The sequence below is a fragment of the Streptococcus sp. SCPM-O-B-15277 (M60) genome, from assembly GCF_058200335.1.
The window spans coordinates 621273-635452 of sequence record NZ_JBYQGR010000001.1; the positions used below are offsets into that span (position 1 = coordinate 621273).

21 protein-coding genes are annotated in these 14180 nt (G+C 35.7%); 20 read left to right on the forward strand and 1 reads right to left on the reverse strand.

Annotated elements, in window-relative coordinates; translation table 11 throughout:
- Positions 1-237 precede the first annotated feature (237 nt).
- The 11 genes from AC3E9F_RS03100 (at position 238) to AC3E9F_RS03150 (ending at position 6661) form a co-directional block, all read left to right on the forward strand.
- On the forward strand, positions 238-738 hold the full coding sequence (locus AC3E9F_RS03100; protein WP_490672791.1) for a hypothetical protein: 501 nt from the start codon (positions 238-240) through the stop codon (positions 736-738).
- A gap of 127 nt (positions 739-865) precedes the next feature.
- Entirely contained in the window at positions 866-1120 is a 255-nt protein-coding gene (locus AC3E9F_RS03105; protein ID WP_263393622.1) for a hypothetical protein, read from the forward strand.
- A gap of 101 nt (positions 1121-1221) precedes the next feature.
- A complete protein-coding gene (locus AC3E9F_RS03110; RefSeq protein ID WP_263393621.1) occupies positions 1222-1764 on the forward strand; it encodes a hypothetical protein in 543 nt (180 codons plus the stop codon).
- A 129-nt stretch (positions 1765-1893) separates the two neighbouring features.
- Entirely contained in the window at positions 1894-2136 is a 243-nt protein-coding gene (locus tag AC3E9F_RS03115; protein WP_263393620.1) for a phosphohydrolase, read from the forward strand.
- A 258-nt stretch (positions 2137-2394) separates the two neighbouring features.
- Positions 2395-2781 carry a hypothetical protein gene (locus AC3E9F_RS03120; protein WP_490672792.1) on the forward strand — a complete coding sequence of 129 codons (387 nt, stop codon included), beginning with the start codon at positions 2395-2397 and terminating at the stop codon, positions 2779-2781.
- Between the two features lie 45 nt (positions 2782-2826).
- Positions 2827-3708: a diacylglycerol/lipid kinase family protein gene (locus tag AC3E9F_RS03125; protein WP_263393618.1), complete on the forward strand. Its 882-nt coding sequence runs from the start codon at positions 2827-2829 to the stop codon at positions 3706-3708.
- 41 nt (positions 3709-3749) lie between these two features.
- A complete protein-coding gene (locus tag AC3E9F_RS03130) occupies positions 3750-4271 on the forward strand; it encodes an RDD family protein (protein WP_263393617.1) in 522 nt (173 codons plus the stop codon).
- 176 nt (positions 4272-4447) lie between these two features.
- The gene (locus AC3E9F_RS03135; RefSeq protein WP_490672793.1) at positions 4448-5332 is read left to right on the forward strand and encodes a DUF4300 family protein; all 885 of its coding nucleotides are present in this window, start codon (positions 4448-4450) and stop codon (positions 5330-5332) included.
- Positions 5333-5346: 14 nt separating this feature from the next.
- The gene (locus tag AC3E9F_RS03140; RefSeq protein WP_000454373.1) at positions 5347-5529 is read left to right on the forward strand and encodes a hypothetical protein; all 183 of its coding nucleotides are present in this window, start codon (positions 5347-5349) and stop codon (positions 5527-5529) included.
- 4 nt (positions 5530-5533) lie between these two features.
- Positions 5534-5845 (forward strand): hypothetical protein, encoded by a 312-nt coding sequence (locus AC3E9F_RS03145; RefSeq protein ID WP_490672794.1) that lies wholly within the window; start codon positions 5534-5536, stop codon positions 5843-5845.
- Between the two features lie 9 nt (positions 5846-5854).
- Positions 5855-6661: a hypothetical protein gene (locus AC3E9F_RS03150; RefSeq protein WP_490672795.1), complete on the forward strand. Its 807-nt coding sequence runs from the start codon at positions 5855-5857 to the stop codon at positions 6659-6661.
- 33 nt (positions 6662-6694) lie between these two features.
- On the opposite strand, the gene AC3E9F_RS03155 is transcribed toward AC3E9F_RS03150, so the two are convergent.
- Entirely contained in the window at positions 6695-7714 is a 1020-nt protein-coding gene (locus AC3E9F_RS03155) for a hypothetical protein (RefSeq protein WP_490672796.1), read from the reverse strand.
- Between the two features lie 118 nt (positions 7715-7832).
- Between AC3E9F_RS03155 and AC3E9F_RS03160 the strand changes: the two genes are divergently transcribed.
- The 9 genes from AC3E9F_RS03160 to AC3E9F_RS03200 are packed head-to-tail and all read left to right on the forward strand — an operon-like array spanning position 7833 to position 13637.
- The gene (locus AC3E9F_RS03160; protein WP_490672797.1) at positions 7833-8339 is read left to right on the forward strand and encodes a YfbM family protein; all 507 of its coding nucleotides are present in this window, start codon (positions 7833-7835) and stop codon (positions 8337-8339) included.
- A 48-nt stretch (positions 8340-8387) separates the two neighbouring features.
- On the forward strand, positions 8388-8792 hold the full coding sequence (locus AC3E9F_RS03165; RefSeq protein ID WP_490672798.1) for a hypothetical protein: 405 nt from the start codon (positions 8388-8390) through the stop codon (positions 8790-8792).
- A 49-nt stretch (positions 8793-8841) separates the two neighbouring features.
- Positions 8842-9693, forward strand: a complete 852-nt coding sequence (locus tag AC3E9F_RS03170) for a CbrC family protein (protein ID WP_490672799.1) — start codon at positions 8842-8844, stop codon at positions 9691-9693.
- An 18-nt stretch (positions 9694-9711) separates the two neighbouring features.
- Positions 9712-10194, forward strand: coding sequence for a hypothetical protein (locus tag AC3E9F_RS03175; protein ID WP_490672800.1), 483 nt, complete (start codon positions 9712-9714; stop codon positions 10192-10194).
- 17 nt (positions 10195-10211) lie between these two features.
- Positions 10212-10766, forward strand: a complete 555-nt coding sequence (locus AC3E9F_RS03180; RefSeq protein ID WP_414272335.1) for a hypothetical protein — start codon at positions 10212-10214, stop codon at positions 10764-10766.
- A gap of 10 nt (positions 10767-10776) precedes the next feature.
- Positions 10777-11274 carry a hypothetical protein gene (locus AC3E9F_RS03185; RefSeq protein ID WP_414293398.1) on the forward strand — a complete coding sequence of 166 codons (498 nt, stop codon included), beginning with the start codon at positions 10777-10779 and terminating at the stop codon, positions 11272-11274.
- Positions 11275-11322: 48 nt separating this feature from the next.
- A complete protein-coding gene (locus tag AC3E9F_RS03190; RefSeq protein ID WP_414272333.1) occupies positions 11323-12117 on the forward strand; it encodes a DUF4261 domain-containing protein in 795 nt (264 codons plus the stop codon).
- 43 nt (positions 12118-12160) lie between these two features.
- Complete coding sequence (locus tag AC3E9F_RS03195) at positions 12161-12628, forward strand: hypothetical protein (RefSeq protein ID WP_414272332.1); 468 nt, start codon at positions 12161-12163, stop codon at positions 12626-12628.
- Entirely contained in the window at positions 12621-13637 is a 1017-nt protein-coding gene (locus AC3E9F_RS03200) for a hypothetical protein (protein WP_490672801.1), read from the forward strand. The genes AC3E9F_RS03195 and AC3E9F_RS03200 overlap by 8 nt, the downstream gene beginning before the upstream one ends.
- The last annotated feature ends 543 nt before the right edge of the window (positions 13638-14180 follow it).

Sequence of the window (14180 nt, forward strand, 5' to 3'; positions counted from 1 at the left end):
TCATGACGTAAGGTCATGAGCAAGCGCTTTATAAAAATTATTGATAAAAGATTTATTCTAGTGTTCTCGTTTACTTAATATAAATAAAAATGCTTCTGAAAAGAGCTATTTAAAAGTGACAAAAAGGAGTTGAAAGAGAAGAACCAAAACAATTACTTGCATTTAGTATATCTTTTTGCTTTGTTCAATGATTGGTGCTATAATGTAGTTAAAAAGTAAAGAAAATATAGGAGATATATGATAAACTCAACTTATATTATTGTATTTTTTCTTGTCCTTTGGCTCTTGCTTTTTGTTGGATTTATGATTGTATATAGCAATAGAAAGAAAAAAGCTGTTAGCTTTGTTAGTGATAATAATGATAAAGCTATTGTTCATTTATACTGTTCAAAAACTAAAATTAATGGACGGAATCTTGCTGACTTTAATCCAATAACTGGAGAAAACCTAGAAAGGGTAGTTGCTTTAGTTCCAGGGAGATATACAATCGAGGGCGTTTATAAAACGACTGAGACTCGATTGAACAAAACAATCAATATCAAATCAGAAAATATCAGTATGGAACTTGACTTGGAGGCTGGAAACACCTATTCAATAGCTATGTACCTATACTCTCCTGAAGAAAGACAAGAGTATGAGAATGGCAAAACTGATGAAGTTGTTTTGAGTGTTCCGCTAACCATTGTTGTGGGTAGTGATTTCATCAAAGCATACATTATTTGCTACAAAGAAAAATGATTATCTAAGAGGCTGGGCTTAAGTTTGTTACTGGCCTCTTTTCATAAAATTAAGTCAAGCAATGTTCAGTATCATTTTGTTAAGTAGACTTGCCAATCAATCCGAATTTGTGGGGGAGATAAATGTTATGAAAAAGAGTACCCATAATCTATTAACTAAGATTCCTATATATGGAATTTTATTAAAACAATCTAGTAAAGGTGAGATGAGGTTATGCAGTCCATTCCTTCAGGATATGGCAGAAGAAGGGATTAGACCAATTGAAATTTATGAACTTCTAGAAGAGAAATATCCAGGTGAAGTGGTAACAAGAGAACGTTTTTATGAAGGTTATAATAAGATGCTTGAATTAAAGTTTAAGCAGAAGATTAACAAAATTTAATGTCTTACTTTTAATTTTCAACAGAAGTAGCACAGGCTGAGATAGTAATAACGTAAAAATGATGAGAATTAATAGAAACAGTTAAGATTAGAGGATGATAGATGATTATATTGGAATTGTATCAAAATCATTATTCAAAAGATATAGTCGTTTTTGATTCTTTAGAGGAGGGTAAAGCTTTTGTAGCTCAAATTCCTGGATACACTCTCGAAAAAGAAGATGGGTTTGAAGTGGAGTATGTGAACCCTAAACAATTGCCGGATTATATGGAAATTGTCTTCAATGGAAATATTGTCCCTTTATCTAGATTTTCGTTTGAACCCGAAGAAAATGTGGACATTATTTGGAAAGAAATTTCGAATCTGTCCCTTAAAAATGATAAAGTAATCGAAGGAGCTACAAAAATCGATGCTTATGTCGTGAATAACGATGAAGTGAAAGCTTATGTCGAAGCCAGAGAAGCAAACTTCCGCAAGGCAAAAGCTTTCTTAGAAAATAAAGGATATGAAGTCGATAGAAGCTTTTTGGGAAGTGAAGACGGTGAAGCGATTCTCTACAGAAAACGCGGCACCGAAGATTGGCACTTCTTATGCCACTTAGACCCGCTGTTTGTAGAGATTGAAGATGTAGACGAATATGTGTAAGAAGAGATGGAAGATATTCAATAGTCAACCAAAGTTCTTTGTGAGTGTATGCCACTGCTTGCATAGACGACTTGAACAGTAAAGGGAAACATCTAGCCCTTTCTGGTTTCTTAAGGAGAAATATCTATCATGAAAATGGAAATCGGGAAAACCTATCTTGTAAAAAAAGATGTTTTTGGTTTAAAAAAAGATGATCTTTCGACATTAGTTGACAAGGGTTATCAGGCTTTTTTTGGTGAACATAATTTCGTATTTGTCAATGATGATAAAGTGAAGGTATTTGCAGTTTTACAAGATAGTTCAGAAGAAGATATGCAAATCTTCCATCATCTGGATGACTATCTTGAAGAAGTCGCTCATGAGAATTTCTAGAGGATGTGAGTTGCAAATTGAAAATGCCTACTTTTAATTAAGCTTAGACCTAATGAATCAATTTTAAGTTAAGGGTTTATATTTGAAATAGAGTCTTCATAGAGACTTTTTCGTTATAAAAAAACTAGACTGAAACCAAGGTGAAAACCGTCTGGTTCGGTCTTTTTTTCTGTTTATGTAGTATAATAAAAGGTGTAGGGATTCAATTTTTTAATAGGATTATTCTAGGAACGAAAACCATCTAGAAAGAGGAGCAATATGAAGCAATCACTTGAATTTTTAAGAGAAAGAATCACCGATAAGATGCCCTTAGAGGAAATGGTAGCAATATTTGAAGACTTGTGTCGTGAGCCTATTGATGATGAGATGATTTTATTTGAAACAGGGACATTTACAGCTATATCTGATAAGCCAATGTTTCAACTATCCTTAGTAAGGCAAGTCCCAAATGAAGATGAAGAGTTTTATCAAGTTCACCTCGATATTTTCTATGAAGCATTTCAAGAGAATGAAATATTTCATGAATCGATTTGGGATGAAGATTTAGAGGAAAATATTTTTGACTACATTAGAAAATCAGAAGTATTTGCCTATGCTAAAGACCAGGAATACCAAGCGGTCAAGATTTATCTGGAAGAAACTTGAGATGGTAAGTTAAAGTAAGAAAATCTAATGACAGGAGAATTATAAATGAAAAAAATTATGGTAATCATCAATCCAACCTCTGGAGGCGAAAAAGCCTTGGATTATAAAGTCAAACTGGAGAATAAAGCTAGAGACTATTTTGAAGATGTGGAAATTAAAATTACGGAGAAAGCGCAAGACGCCACAAACTTTGCAGAAGAAGCTTCTCGTGAGCGATATGATGCTGTTCTTGTTTTTGGTGGAGATGGGACTGTCAATGAAGTAATCTCTGGTATCGCGGAAAAAGACTATATTCCTAAACTCGCGATTATTCCAGGAGGAACTGGAAATCTCATTACGAAACTATTAGAAATCAATCAAGATATTGATGGTGCCATTGACGAACTCGATTTTAATTCTACGAATAAGATTGATATCGGAAAATCAAATGGAAATTATTTTGGTTATATCTTTAGTATTGGTTCGCTACCAGAAGCCATCCATAACGTTGGGATAGAGGATAAAACGAAGTTTGGCATGCTTGCCTATGCGATTAATACCATGAAGTCAGTGGTTACAGATCAAGCATTTAACATTAGAGTTGAAACAGAAAATGGAAATTACATTGGCCCAGCCAGTCATGTCTTGATTCTCCTTACCAATTATTTCGCTGACAAAAAAATCTTTGATGAAAATAAGGATGGCTATGCCAACATTTTGATTCTAAAAGATGCCTCAATCCTGACTAAATTATCAGTTATCCCTGATTTATTAAAAGGTGATGTTGTCGTGAATGAGAATATCGAGTATATCAAAGCTCGGCATATAAAAATTTCTTCAGATGCTGCATTAGAAACGGATGTTGACGGCGACAAATCTGATGACCTTCCAGTAGAAATCAAGGTACTAGGGCAGCATATCGAAGTCTATTCTCAACCGAAAGAATAATAAACTTTTGACAAGAATAGTGGATAATAAAGGAGGCGATGATGACGAAGATTTTAGCAATTAATTCTATTTCGTTAAAAAAAAGAATGATTGAATTACTATTTGATTATCTTTTCATTCTAGCTTATTTAGCACTTCTGTTTTTAGGTTGTATGCTTTTTTACATTATTTTTTTTAATGGTATCCCAGAGTTTACAGAAATTCAGTCGCAGTGTCTTGTATTTTTTACCTCTGTTTTGCCAATCATTCTACTTTTTACATTCTTTGATTATACAAAAAATGGGAGTTTCGGGAAGGCGAAAGCAGGACTTCAATTGGTTTACAAGAAAAAAACAGTGCAAGCTAGCTTGCTTAGAAACACCATTAAATTTTTTCCTTGGCAAATAGGTCATATGGGCACGATACATGGTTTCTATAGTGAGTTTGATTCCTTATCTATTATTCTCTCGTTTCTAGCTACTCTCCTCGCAGTTGCCCTACTTGCAATGATGGTTTTCAGGAAAGACAAACGACATCTAGGTGACCTGCTAGCTCATACACAGGTACAGCTAAAAGGTGACTAAAATTAAATTTTTCATAGATATTTCACTTATTAGGGAGCGTGCCATGTGCCAGCTTCCTTTTTAATGATTTAAAATCTACTTTACTTAGCAAAATGCTTGGACTTAAAATAAATTTGAACTATAATATAAGAGAAGCTTATCGACCTGAAAAATCTTAGTTAAAAAGGAAACATTTTATGAAAGTATCTAAAAAAATCAGATTAATGAGCTGCTGTGTTTTAGCTATCTTTACTTTAGCTGCCTGTGTTACAAACCAAAACCAATCTACGGAAAAACAGAATAGTTCAACTACTAAGTTGGTTAGCTCAAATAAAGAAATCTACAAAGGAACCTATAGCAATCTCAATAGCAAGGAAAGCGAAGAAGAAGTTCGAAAAGCCTTGGTTGCGCATTTGGATAAAGACAGTGTCGATGCATTTTTCAACCTAGTAAATGATTATAACGCGACTGTAGGTTCAGTTGGGCTCACTGGGGATTTTTCTACATTTACCAAAACAGACTATGATGTTGAAAAGATAAGCAATCTTTGGGCACCGAAGAAAGGTGATTTTGTTGGGACCAACTGTCGCATTAACAGTTACTGTTTATTGAAAAATTCTATCGAAATCCCTAAGTTAGAGAAAGATGATTCCCTCTTGTTTGTCGATAATGATGCTATTGACAAAGGTAAGGTCTTTGATGCAGAAGACAAGGATGCTTTTGATATTTTATTCTCAAGAGTCAAGACCGAAGCAACGACAGATGTTAAGGTTCATGCTGCAAAGATGGAAAAATTCCTTTTTCAATTCAAGTTTAATGAAAATGCAAGAATGCTGTCCGTAGTCGTCCATGATGACTTGGATGGGCAATCCCTCTTTATTGGCCATGTCGGCATACTTGTACCAAGTGAGGATGGCTATCTCTTTGTTGAAAAATTAACCTTTGAGGAGCCTTATCAAGCCATCAAATTTGCGACCAAGGAAGATTGTTACAAATATCTAGATACAAAATACGAAAACTATACAGGTGAAGGTTTAGCGAAACCCTTTATTATGGATAATGATAAGTGGGTTCAATTCTAAAGGATGGTAATGAAATGGAAGTAGTACTGGCATTCATAATTTTTGTCTTAATCGGAGTATGGGCTGTTTGGGTTATCAAGGGAAACCAGCAGAGACCAAGAAGAAATGAACGATTTATTGGGTATATCAATCGATACGATGAAGATGGTGATCCTTACCAAGCAGAGGTTTGGGAAGTGACAGAGGATGAGGAGTAGACATATGGAATTACAAGATTTTACGAAACAAGAACAAGAAATGATTAAAAAGGGGTTAACTTTCTCTAAACCGAGCGATAAGGAAACAGCTGATAAGATTATCGCCCTAATCCCTCAAGATATGATTAAACGGATTCCATTTTTTGTTAGAAAACATGCTATTACGCGGACTATTAAGAGAATCTCTCTTGAGTATCCGGAATTGTACGCTGTTGCTGAACAAGAAGGGCAACTTCCAGAAAAAGAAGCTCAAGAATTACGCCAAATTCTGACAACTATTTTCCAAGAGAAAATGAACAAGCATAAGATTAAATAGGAGTTGAGAATGGCTATTGATGGCGTTAAAATCATTGACAGTGATCAAGCTTATGACATTTACAATGAAGTAGTTGGTCGCTATAGAGACGGTGAACATGTAACGAATATTATCAAGGAAATCCTTGATACGGAGAAAGATGACTGTCAAACAGACTTTTTTACAGAAATTTATTGGACTGCATTTGCCTACTCACTGTGGAAGATTGGTCACCTGACTGACGATATCAGAGATAAAACCTTAGAGATTATTAAAAAAGGTCCAGATCCATTTTGGTTGGAAATAGACTCAAAGGCATTGAAGCAAAGGCAAAAGGTCTTGGAAAAACTTGCAGTTCAATTGCAAACTGAAAATCCTAGACCTCTAAAGGTTCCTAAAGCAAAGGCTAAACGCAAACCTTACTTTGAAGAAGGAGATATCCTTGCTGTTAAGTTTGAAGATGAGTATGGTCTTGTATTTGTATCTATGATTGAGCAGAGTCCTAGAAAACTTGAGTACCATCTAGCTTGCACACGCCTCTTACAAACAAAAAAGCCCTCCATAGATGATTTTTTGACCAGTCAAATCTCCTGTAAGATGGACAATACAAAGTTTGCTCTCGTTACAGATTGCTGGTTCAATCACAAAGATTTAGGGCAATTATTAGAAAATATTGAAAAAATTGGACAGGTGAAGCTTAGACCTTTTAGTCTTTGGATGATGGCACCTACCCAAAATTTAGAAGACATTTATGAAGAAATCACTAGAGATAAAGGCTCTTCTGGCCTTCGGTTCATCGAAACCTATAAACTTGTAGATGATATTTTTTCAGTCTAATGTCTATCTGATAAGAGGAAAATAAAGGGTGAGTCATTCCCACATGCTGTGTTGGGCTCTGACTCCATAGCTATCAATCGAACCATCTGAATTGAACTTGGATTCAATACGGTATCTTTTCCAGAGATCGTAATCTGCTGTTTGAATAGTCAGAATGAAGTTGGTATCTTTATCAGAGACGTTATAATCAGCTGGATTGACTTCAAAGATATCGATTAATTTTCGTGTTTGAAAATCTTGGAGCTTGAGATTTGCTAGCTTGACATGATTGATGAAAACTTCTTCTAGTTGATTCTTATCCTTAGGTGTTCTGTAATAGGTGATGACGCAGTTTTTGAGCTGATCAGTATCTTTACCTGTGGGAGTAAGGCTCATAAAGCCAAAGGACTGATTATCCCGCTTGACTTCGAGAAGCTGACCGTAGTAGAAGTGGTCGTTTTTGGGATTGGTGATGGAACTCTCTGCGCTTTTATCTCCAAAGGTATAGCCTTGCTCTAAAAGCACGGAAGCCTTGGTCTCCCCGATAATGATAGTGGTATCTTGAATGGTTACTGGAACAGGTTGAGCTGGAAGGCCACTCATCATCATGCAAAACATAAAAACATAACTCGTTAAAAAAGCTGTCCCGACAAAAGCATTGGTTGATGCATAAGCATGACTGTTATGAAAGTTTTTTCTTATAGCTAGTACAACAAATTTTCCAATACTTTTTAAAACCATACTAACAAGTACGATAAAAAATTGTTTTTTCAAACATTCATAAATGGCTTGAGGAAAGCTATTACCATGATAGTAGAAGCCAGCCAATACGAGTAGATTTACGATTAAATAGATTAGCAAGAACCAATGAATCTCTTTAAGGGCATTAGCATCAGTGATTTCTTCATAGTCAACGTGAATTCTTCCTTGAATGGCATGGCCAAGTTTATAAATCCATTTTGGGACATCTTTCCCTTGTCTGACAGCGACTACAAGTCTGATATAGAGATAGATAGTAAAGGACAAGGATAGAAAGAAAAGAGCATAAAAACCCAAAACAATACTAGTGAACATGACTGTTCCCCCTATTTAACATTCAATAAAACAATTTCTTAGCTCCATTATAGCATTTTCTATAGAAATAGAGCTAGAAACATCAGTATTATCCTACAAGATTCAAAGGAGAAAAATCATGGGAATGATTGCCAATTATCAATATTTACCAGACAATGAATTAGAACAAATAAAAGCTCTTTCTAACCAAGAAGATGACTTGTTAGACTTTGCTGAGGACTCCGCTGATACTCATGATATCTTACTAGATATCGACAAAATGTGGGATGCTCTTCTCTTTGTCATGACAGGATTTAGTAGTTCAGAATTTTTGGATGACAATCCCTTGAGAGAAGCTGTTTTAGGGGTGACTCCTCTAGAGGATGTATCTGACTATATCGCCTATACTGAAAAAAACAAGATAGCCGATATTGTAGAAGCTTTAGAAAGTTTTGACATGGACAGAGCTATGGCTGACTTTAGTATGGAAGCATGTAAGAAGGCTGACTTGTATCCTAATATTTGGGATTATCTTGAGGAAGAGGAAGAAATCAAGGATGAAATCCGAATCAGCTTTGAAAATATGAAAGAGTTTTACAAAAAGATTCTGGAGCTCAATGGAAATGTCTTGGTCACTATTTGTTAGAAAGTTTATTAAACATTCCTAAAAGAATAAAACTGCTTGAGGTAATAAATGAACAAAGAAGATTTATTGGCATTATGGAAGGGAATAAACTGGGAAAAACATGATTCGGGGATCTATTTTCTAGGGCGATATCTAAATAAAGACATAAATATTTATTTTACAGGTTACTGTGAACAGGATTTAGTCTTATTATCAGATGATTTGATGACTAGTTTATATAGAAACTTGGAACACCTTGATAAAAAAGCTCAAAAGGTTATCCATGATAATTGGCCTGATAAAGCAGTTACAGAACTGGAATTAAGGGAGTTAATCTTGGATAAAAGTAGTTCTTATGGCGAATTTGCTCTAGGTTATGATGCTGGTGTCTCTCCAGCTGGATCCCTTTTTCTTTTAGTAAAATTCGACAAACAGTTTCAAGCTGACAGAGAGCTTGTCTATGAAATTTACTAACTGTACCATTTGTTAATCAGAACTTATCCATAAAAGAAAAGGTAGCCAGATGAATCCATATTTACAAGAATATATCACCCTGACAAGGCAATACCATGCTCAAGATGGAAAGCCTTCAAGTGTCTCAGCTCTTTATGATTTGGCTGATGAATTAGCTAAGTCTGATGATTTAGAAGCGAAAAAAGTCCTAGTTGATCTCTATGAGCAATTGGGGCTCTACGCAAGTGCATATGATTTATTTACAAAAATAATCACTAAACCGGATCGTAAACAAATTAAAAAGTTAGCTCGCTTAGAAGAGATGAGTCAGAGCCATGGAGATCGCTTCGCCCTTCCTCGTCCTCTAAGAAAAGAAGTGAAAAAGCAGAGGCAGGACTTATTAAAGACCTTGCCTCATTTTCTCTATCATCCAAATCCCTTAGCTACAGGTTCATTTGTTGAAGGAGAAGCCAAGCTTTGTCCATCTTGTGGGAAAGAAAGCAATGTTTATTATGCTCTTAGACCCTACAGTATTGAAGAGGTAGAACATCTCTGCCCATCTTGCATTGCAAACGGTCAAGCAGCTAAAAAATTCAATGCAGAATTTATCCAAGATGCCGAGTGCCAGGGTGAATTGGATCCAGAAAAGAATCAGTTGCTTTTTTGTCAGACTCCAGGCTACTCTAGTTGGCAGGGAGAATATTGGCTTTCTTGTTGCCAAGACTACTGTGCCTATTTAGGAACAGTAGGCACTAAAGAACTAAAGGAAATGGGAATCGCTGAGAAGGTCTTGGCAGACTATGAGGCGCGTGAAGAATATCAAGAGGTAGAAGACTACTTGGTCAAAGACGGGCCTATCTGTGGTTATTTGTTTAGATGTCTACATTGTCAAAAATACCAAATCTGGGTTGATGCAGATTAAATCGAAATGTGATTAGCTATGAAAATTAAAGAGAAGACTATGGAAGAACTAGAATTATTCGAAGCAGCCTCCAAAGATTTATTTGATACTATACAGGGATTTAAAGACAATCTATCTGTTCAATTTCCCCTATTAGATAGTGATAACTGGCAGTATAATAAGGGTTCGATAAAAGTTTGTAAGGCTGATGAGTCAGGATTCAAAAAAAGATGTAGAGTCGGAATCAGCTATAACTTGAAAGTCTCCCTATTAAACGAAGATGCAGAGCAAATCTGGTTACTGTTTAAAGACTGGTTCAATACTAGCAGATTGGGTCAAGTTGAAAGAAATCCTAATAATGAGGATTTGGGAAGATATGTCTTCTCAGCAAGTTCTCCTCTTGGAGATCAGGTAGATTGTTCCATTTATTTGCCTAATGAGTGGAATATCCCTCAGATTAGCTTTTCAGGCTATATAACAGCTCGTTATAGGGCTTGTGATCTTGATAAATTGCGAGAATAAGAAGGAGGTTTTTAGAGATGAGAAAGATTGATTGGGACAAGATAAAAACTCGCTTAGATGCCTTGCTGGTCATTGATGAGTATCTAACAAATCCGAGTGAGAATTGGCTTAGGCTCGTGATTAAGATTGAGGAAGACTATGGAGTCCGATATCTTATTGACAATGGCTCTGGTGATTCTTTAGATGTGATTTTGACTGATAAAATGATCCTTATAAAAGGCTTTGATCATGAAAGTAGTTTAAGCCAGTTTGCTGCTGACGAGTGGAATCAAGATATCATCGATAGTTTTTATAAAGGACTAGATGAAAAGTATGTCTCACTTTATTCAGAAGAACAAAAAGATGAAACAACCTTCTTTATCTGGTATGATGGTCACGCGCATCAACAGACTTACCAAGATAAGGAGGGCGGAGAATGGTTGCTATCTTACCTTTTTGATAGCTTTGAGAGATTTCATGAGTTTGTGACTGACTATTATGAAATTACTGTAGATAAAGATTTACTTAGGAAACTCTACATGGATGGACAACTTTCAGACATAGAAGTAAAGCAATTAATCCAGGAGAGTTAAGAGAGTTATCATGAGAGTGAACTATAAAAATACCCCTGAAAACTATCGAGCTATGGCGGAAATAATCATCCCACCCTTGCTTGATTTACTCAAAAGTTTAACCTTGTTAGAAGAGGAAATTTTTGAGCGTAACAGAGCACTGGATAAGGAAAAAGAAGGCCTTGGCATCCCAGCAAATCAAATTCATCCCAAGTGGAATGAACTTATGGATGACTATTTTCAGAGGCAAATGCAATTTCTAACTGGACGAGTGACTCAAAATTACTTGGAAGGAGGAGTTCGAATTTCTTATAGCTCCCCAAGTGAGTATAACTATGTTAAAACGAATGATTTTTCTGTAGATTTTATCATGACAAAAGCTGAAGAAGCAAGAGTCATCACTCATTATCAAGAAGCTTTAGAAATGAAGCATCAGTTTGTACTTAGATTGGTGGATGGAATTTGGCTACTTGATGAGAAATTTTACGGTTTTGAGGATGAGGAAACTTGGTATGGCGACTTACTTTGAGTAAGAGAGCTTTGCTTTCCAACTGATATGAGAAAAAGGAGAAGTCCTGTGAATTTTTTAAAAAATCTATTTACTAGTAAGAAAGAAAAGTCAGAGAAGAAAAAACAACTGAACCTGTCCATGCCTCTCTTCAAAGGCCAGCAAGCCTATTCTTTAGACCAGGTTGTTCAGGAATTGAAATCTCACTGGGGGCTTGAAATTTCTGAAGTTTCTGGGGATGATTCTAGTGCAACCTTTGTGATTGATGGTGCTCTTGTTGCGCTGGCTTTAATGGATTTACCTATCCCAAGTCAAGAATTTGAAGAATTGTATGCCTATTCTTACCTCTGGCAGGATGTTGAGAAGGAAACACAGGAGCACACACAACACGCCATTGTTTCTATTTTGTCTGACAATCTTTCGCCAGTAGAAACTTATTCCCTATTAACTAAAGTCAATGCCTCTATCCTAAAAACTAGTCAATCAGCTATTGGTATTTATCAGGGTTCTACCACCTTGCTCTTACCCAAAGATCTTTATCTAGACCTGGCTGACCTTTTGAAAGAAGAAATGCTTCCCCTTCAACTCTGGATTTATATGGGAATTATCAACCAGGGAGATAAAACTAGTATTTACACTTATGGTTTGAAAGAGTTTGGAAAAATTGAGATTGAAATTATCGAGTCTCCTATGAATAGCGATGACTTATATTATTTCCTCTTGTCTATTCTTCAGTATGTTTTAGGCAGTGATGTCACCTTAAAGGACGGTGAAACCATTGGTTTTTCAGAAGATCAAAAAATCAAAATCACTGAGTCAAAAGCAGTTTATTTGGAAGGCAATTCCTTGAAATTAGATGTTTAGACCATGATTTATAATTGAATGTCCTTCTTAGATTGGGGATTTTATGAAGCGTGATATAAGAAAGTATTATCTCTACCGATTTCTGGTCTATAGATTTGAAAAACTCTCTTGTAAGAATCCAAGTCTAAAAAAAATAAAGCCAGAGAAGAGAGAAAAAATCGTTCTAGAGGCTACTCGAACTAGTCAAAAGATTATTTTAGTTCTTGGAATTCTCTACATCCTTTTAAATTCAGCCCTCTTCATTTACCTAAGGATAAGTGATTTTCACCCCCCTTTATTTACTTGGTTTACTGACTACATCGATTATTTGGGCGGACTGATAAACGGAGAATGGGGCGGTAGTTGGCGTCAAAAGAAAGCTAGTTTTTTGATGATTGCTATTTTGGCTATGCCTATTGTGGTCATAGAAGGCGGCCCCTTCTTCTTACTAGTTTTATTAGTTGGGAATTGGGAATTAAAGAGAAAGATAAGATTTGAGAGAGAACATAAAGGAGTAGAGAGCAATGGGTAGAACGGTGATTATAGGTACTTTAATAGTTTTTGCAATCTTTAATCTGCTACTCGGTCTGAGCTTTTATCTCTTTCTAAAAAAGAGGAAAGAGAATGGGCAGTCATTGTACGAAACTCCTGTAAATCAACAAACTCGAACAGAAAAACTAGGTTTAGGTGAGATTTTGGTCTACCTGACACTGATTGCCATCGCTGGGATCTTTGCTTTTCAGACCTTAAATCGAGGTGGTGTGGGGAATTCTATTTTAGCTAAAATGATCCTCCTACCTGCTATAATGGCCCTTTTCAATGCAAGAAAAAGGACTGGAAAGTCTTTACTTGCCCTCCTTATAACCTTTATGGTCTTTCTAGTAGGAGTTATGTTTAATCTCACGATTGGTTTGCCACCTCAAACACCAATTTTGCAAATTAATGAAAGTAAAATCACGTTAGCAGAAACAAAAGCAAGTGATCTGATGGAAGCTGGATTTGATATCTATGTCAGACAAGGTGATGGTGGTAGCGACTACGAAGACCTCCTGACAGATGGTAATTACCAAAAGTATTCAGGAGATAAATCAGTCACTATCGAAAAAGGTTTCAGACTTGATAGCAATGCGATCCCTTACGCTCCCTATCTTCTTGCAAAAGATGGCATAGTACTGGGTAGTATTTCCTTTTACGGTGCTGAGGACCAGAATGTGGCTTTAGAAGATTCTAAGATTATTCAGGTTAGATTTAACAAGGAAAGTATTGAGGCGGCAAAAAAACATTCTATCACTTTGAAATTAGATGAACTTGACTTGACTACTAGACTTGATATCCCGCTTGTTCAAGAAACTTTCAAAAAGCATCTATGGTCAATCCCCCCATCACATACAAGTGATGTCACTCAATTGTGGTATGGATTACAGTGGTCAAGTAACAGTGACTCTCTATTTTGGAATGAGTATTACAGTCTTATCCGTCTGGATGAAAATTACTTGATGACTGATTTTGAGCTAGCTGTTCAAGTAGCACGAGATGACTAGATAGGATTTTGAATAGTTGATTATTCTTATGATTCATTAAAGAAACTAATCTATTTAGTTTCTTTTTTGTTTTTTGATTTAAATTTAAAACGATTTCCATTTTTAAGTTAAATAAATTTCACGAACAAAAAAATGAATTTATTTAAAAAAGTTTCTAAAAATACTTTACAAGAATACGAAAACATGATATAGTAATTAAGCTTAGAAAATGAGATGATGTTTTCTAGCAAATATAAACCCGAGTAAAAAATGCCTACGGACAGGCAGGGTTGAATGCCGAAGCGTGGTTGAAAAGCCACATTATTGATAGGGTTAAAAGCCTACTTTTATAAGTTGATGTTAGGACATTAGTTCTAATTCGTATAGATTTGTTAGTGTGGTGAAAGCACACGTCATCTTGTGAAACGATCAATAAAGTACGTAATATTTGCTACTAGAGAGTTAGGAAACATCAGGAACAGACATACTCAAAAGAAACAAACATAAACACGTCAGTAGATTGTAGAGCAGGTGCCAACCTGCTCTTTTTTCATAAGTATCCTT

Coding starts and splice junctions, on each gene's coding strand:
- AC3E9F_RS03170 (WP_490672799.1), top strand. CDS start 8,842: ATGAATCCATATTTACAAGAATATATCACCCTGACAAGGCAATACCAT.
- AC3E9F_RS03110 (WP_263393621.1), top strand. CDS start 1,222: ATGATTATATTGGAATTGTATCAAAATCATTATTCAAAAGATATAGTC.
- AC3E9F_RS03130 (WP_263393617.1), top strand. CDS start 3,750: ATGACGAAGATTTTAGCAATTAATTCTATTTCGTTAAAAAAAAGAATG.
- AC3E9F_RS03180 (WP_414272335.1), top strand. CDS start 10,212: ATGAGAAAGATTGATTGGGACAAGATAAAAACTCGCTTAGATGCCTTG.
- AC3E9F_RS03200 (WP_490672801.1), top strand. CDS start 12,621: ATGGGTAGAACGGTGATTATAGGTACTTTAATAGTTTTTGCAATCTTT.
- AC3E9F_RS03125 (WP_263393618.1), top strand. CDS start 2,827: ATGAAAAAAATTATGGTAATCATCAATCCAACCTCTGGAGGCGAAAAA.
- AC3E9F_RS03175 (WP_490672800.1), top strand. CDS start 9,712: ATGAAAATTAAAGAGAAGACTATGGAAGAACTAGAATTATTCGAAGCA.
- AC3E9F_RS03140 (WP_000454373.1), top strand. CDS start 5,347: ATGGAAGTAGTACTGGCATTCATAATTTTTGTCTTAATCGGAGTATGG.
- AC3E9F_RS03145 (WP_490672794.1), top strand. CDS start 5,534: ATGGAATTACAAGATTTTACGAAACAAGAACAAGAAATGATTAAAAAG.
- AC3E9F_RS03185 (WP_414293398.1), top strand. CDS start 10,777: ATGAGAGTGAACTATAAAAATACCCCTGAAAACTATCGAGCTATGGCG.
- AC3E9F_RS03160 (WP_490672797.1), top strand. CDS start 7,833: ATGGGAATGATTGCCAATTATCAATATTTACCAGACAATGAATTAGAA.
- AC3E9F_RS03105 (WP_263393622.1), top strand. CDS start 866: ATGAAAAAGAGTACCCATAATCTATTAACTAAGATTCCTATATATGGA.
- AC3E9F_RS03150 (WP_490672795.1), top strand. CDS start 5,855: ATGGCTATTGATGGCGTTAAAATCATTGACAGTGATCAAGCTTATGAC.
- AC3E9F_RS03195 (WP_414272332.1), top strand. CDS start 12,161: ATGAAGCGTGATATAAGAAAGTATTATCTCTACCGATTTCTGGTCTAT.
- AC3E9F_RS03155 (WP_490672796.1), bottom strand. CDS start 7,714: ATGTTCACTAGTATTGTTTTGGGTTTTTATGCTCTTTTCTTTCTATCC.
- AC3E9F_RS03120 (WP_490672792.1), top strand. CDS start 2,395: ATGAAGCAATCACTTGAATTTTTAAGAGAAAGAATCACCGATAAGATG.
- AC3E9F_RS03165 (WP_490672798.1), top strand. CDS start 8,388: ATGAACAAAGAAGATTTATTGGCATTATGGAAGGGAATAAACTGGGAA.
- AC3E9F_RS03100 (WP_490672791.1), top strand. CDS start 238: ATGATAAACTCAACTTATATTATTGTATTTTTTCTTGTCCTTTGGCTC.
- AC3E9F_RS03115 (WP_263393620.1), top strand. CDS start 1,894: ATGAAAATGGAAATCGGGAAAACCTATCTTGTAAAAAAAGATGTTTTT.
- AC3E9F_RS03135 (WP_490672793.1), top strand. CDS start 4,448: ATGAAAGTATCTAAAAAAATCAGATTAATGAGCTGCTGTGTTTTAGCT.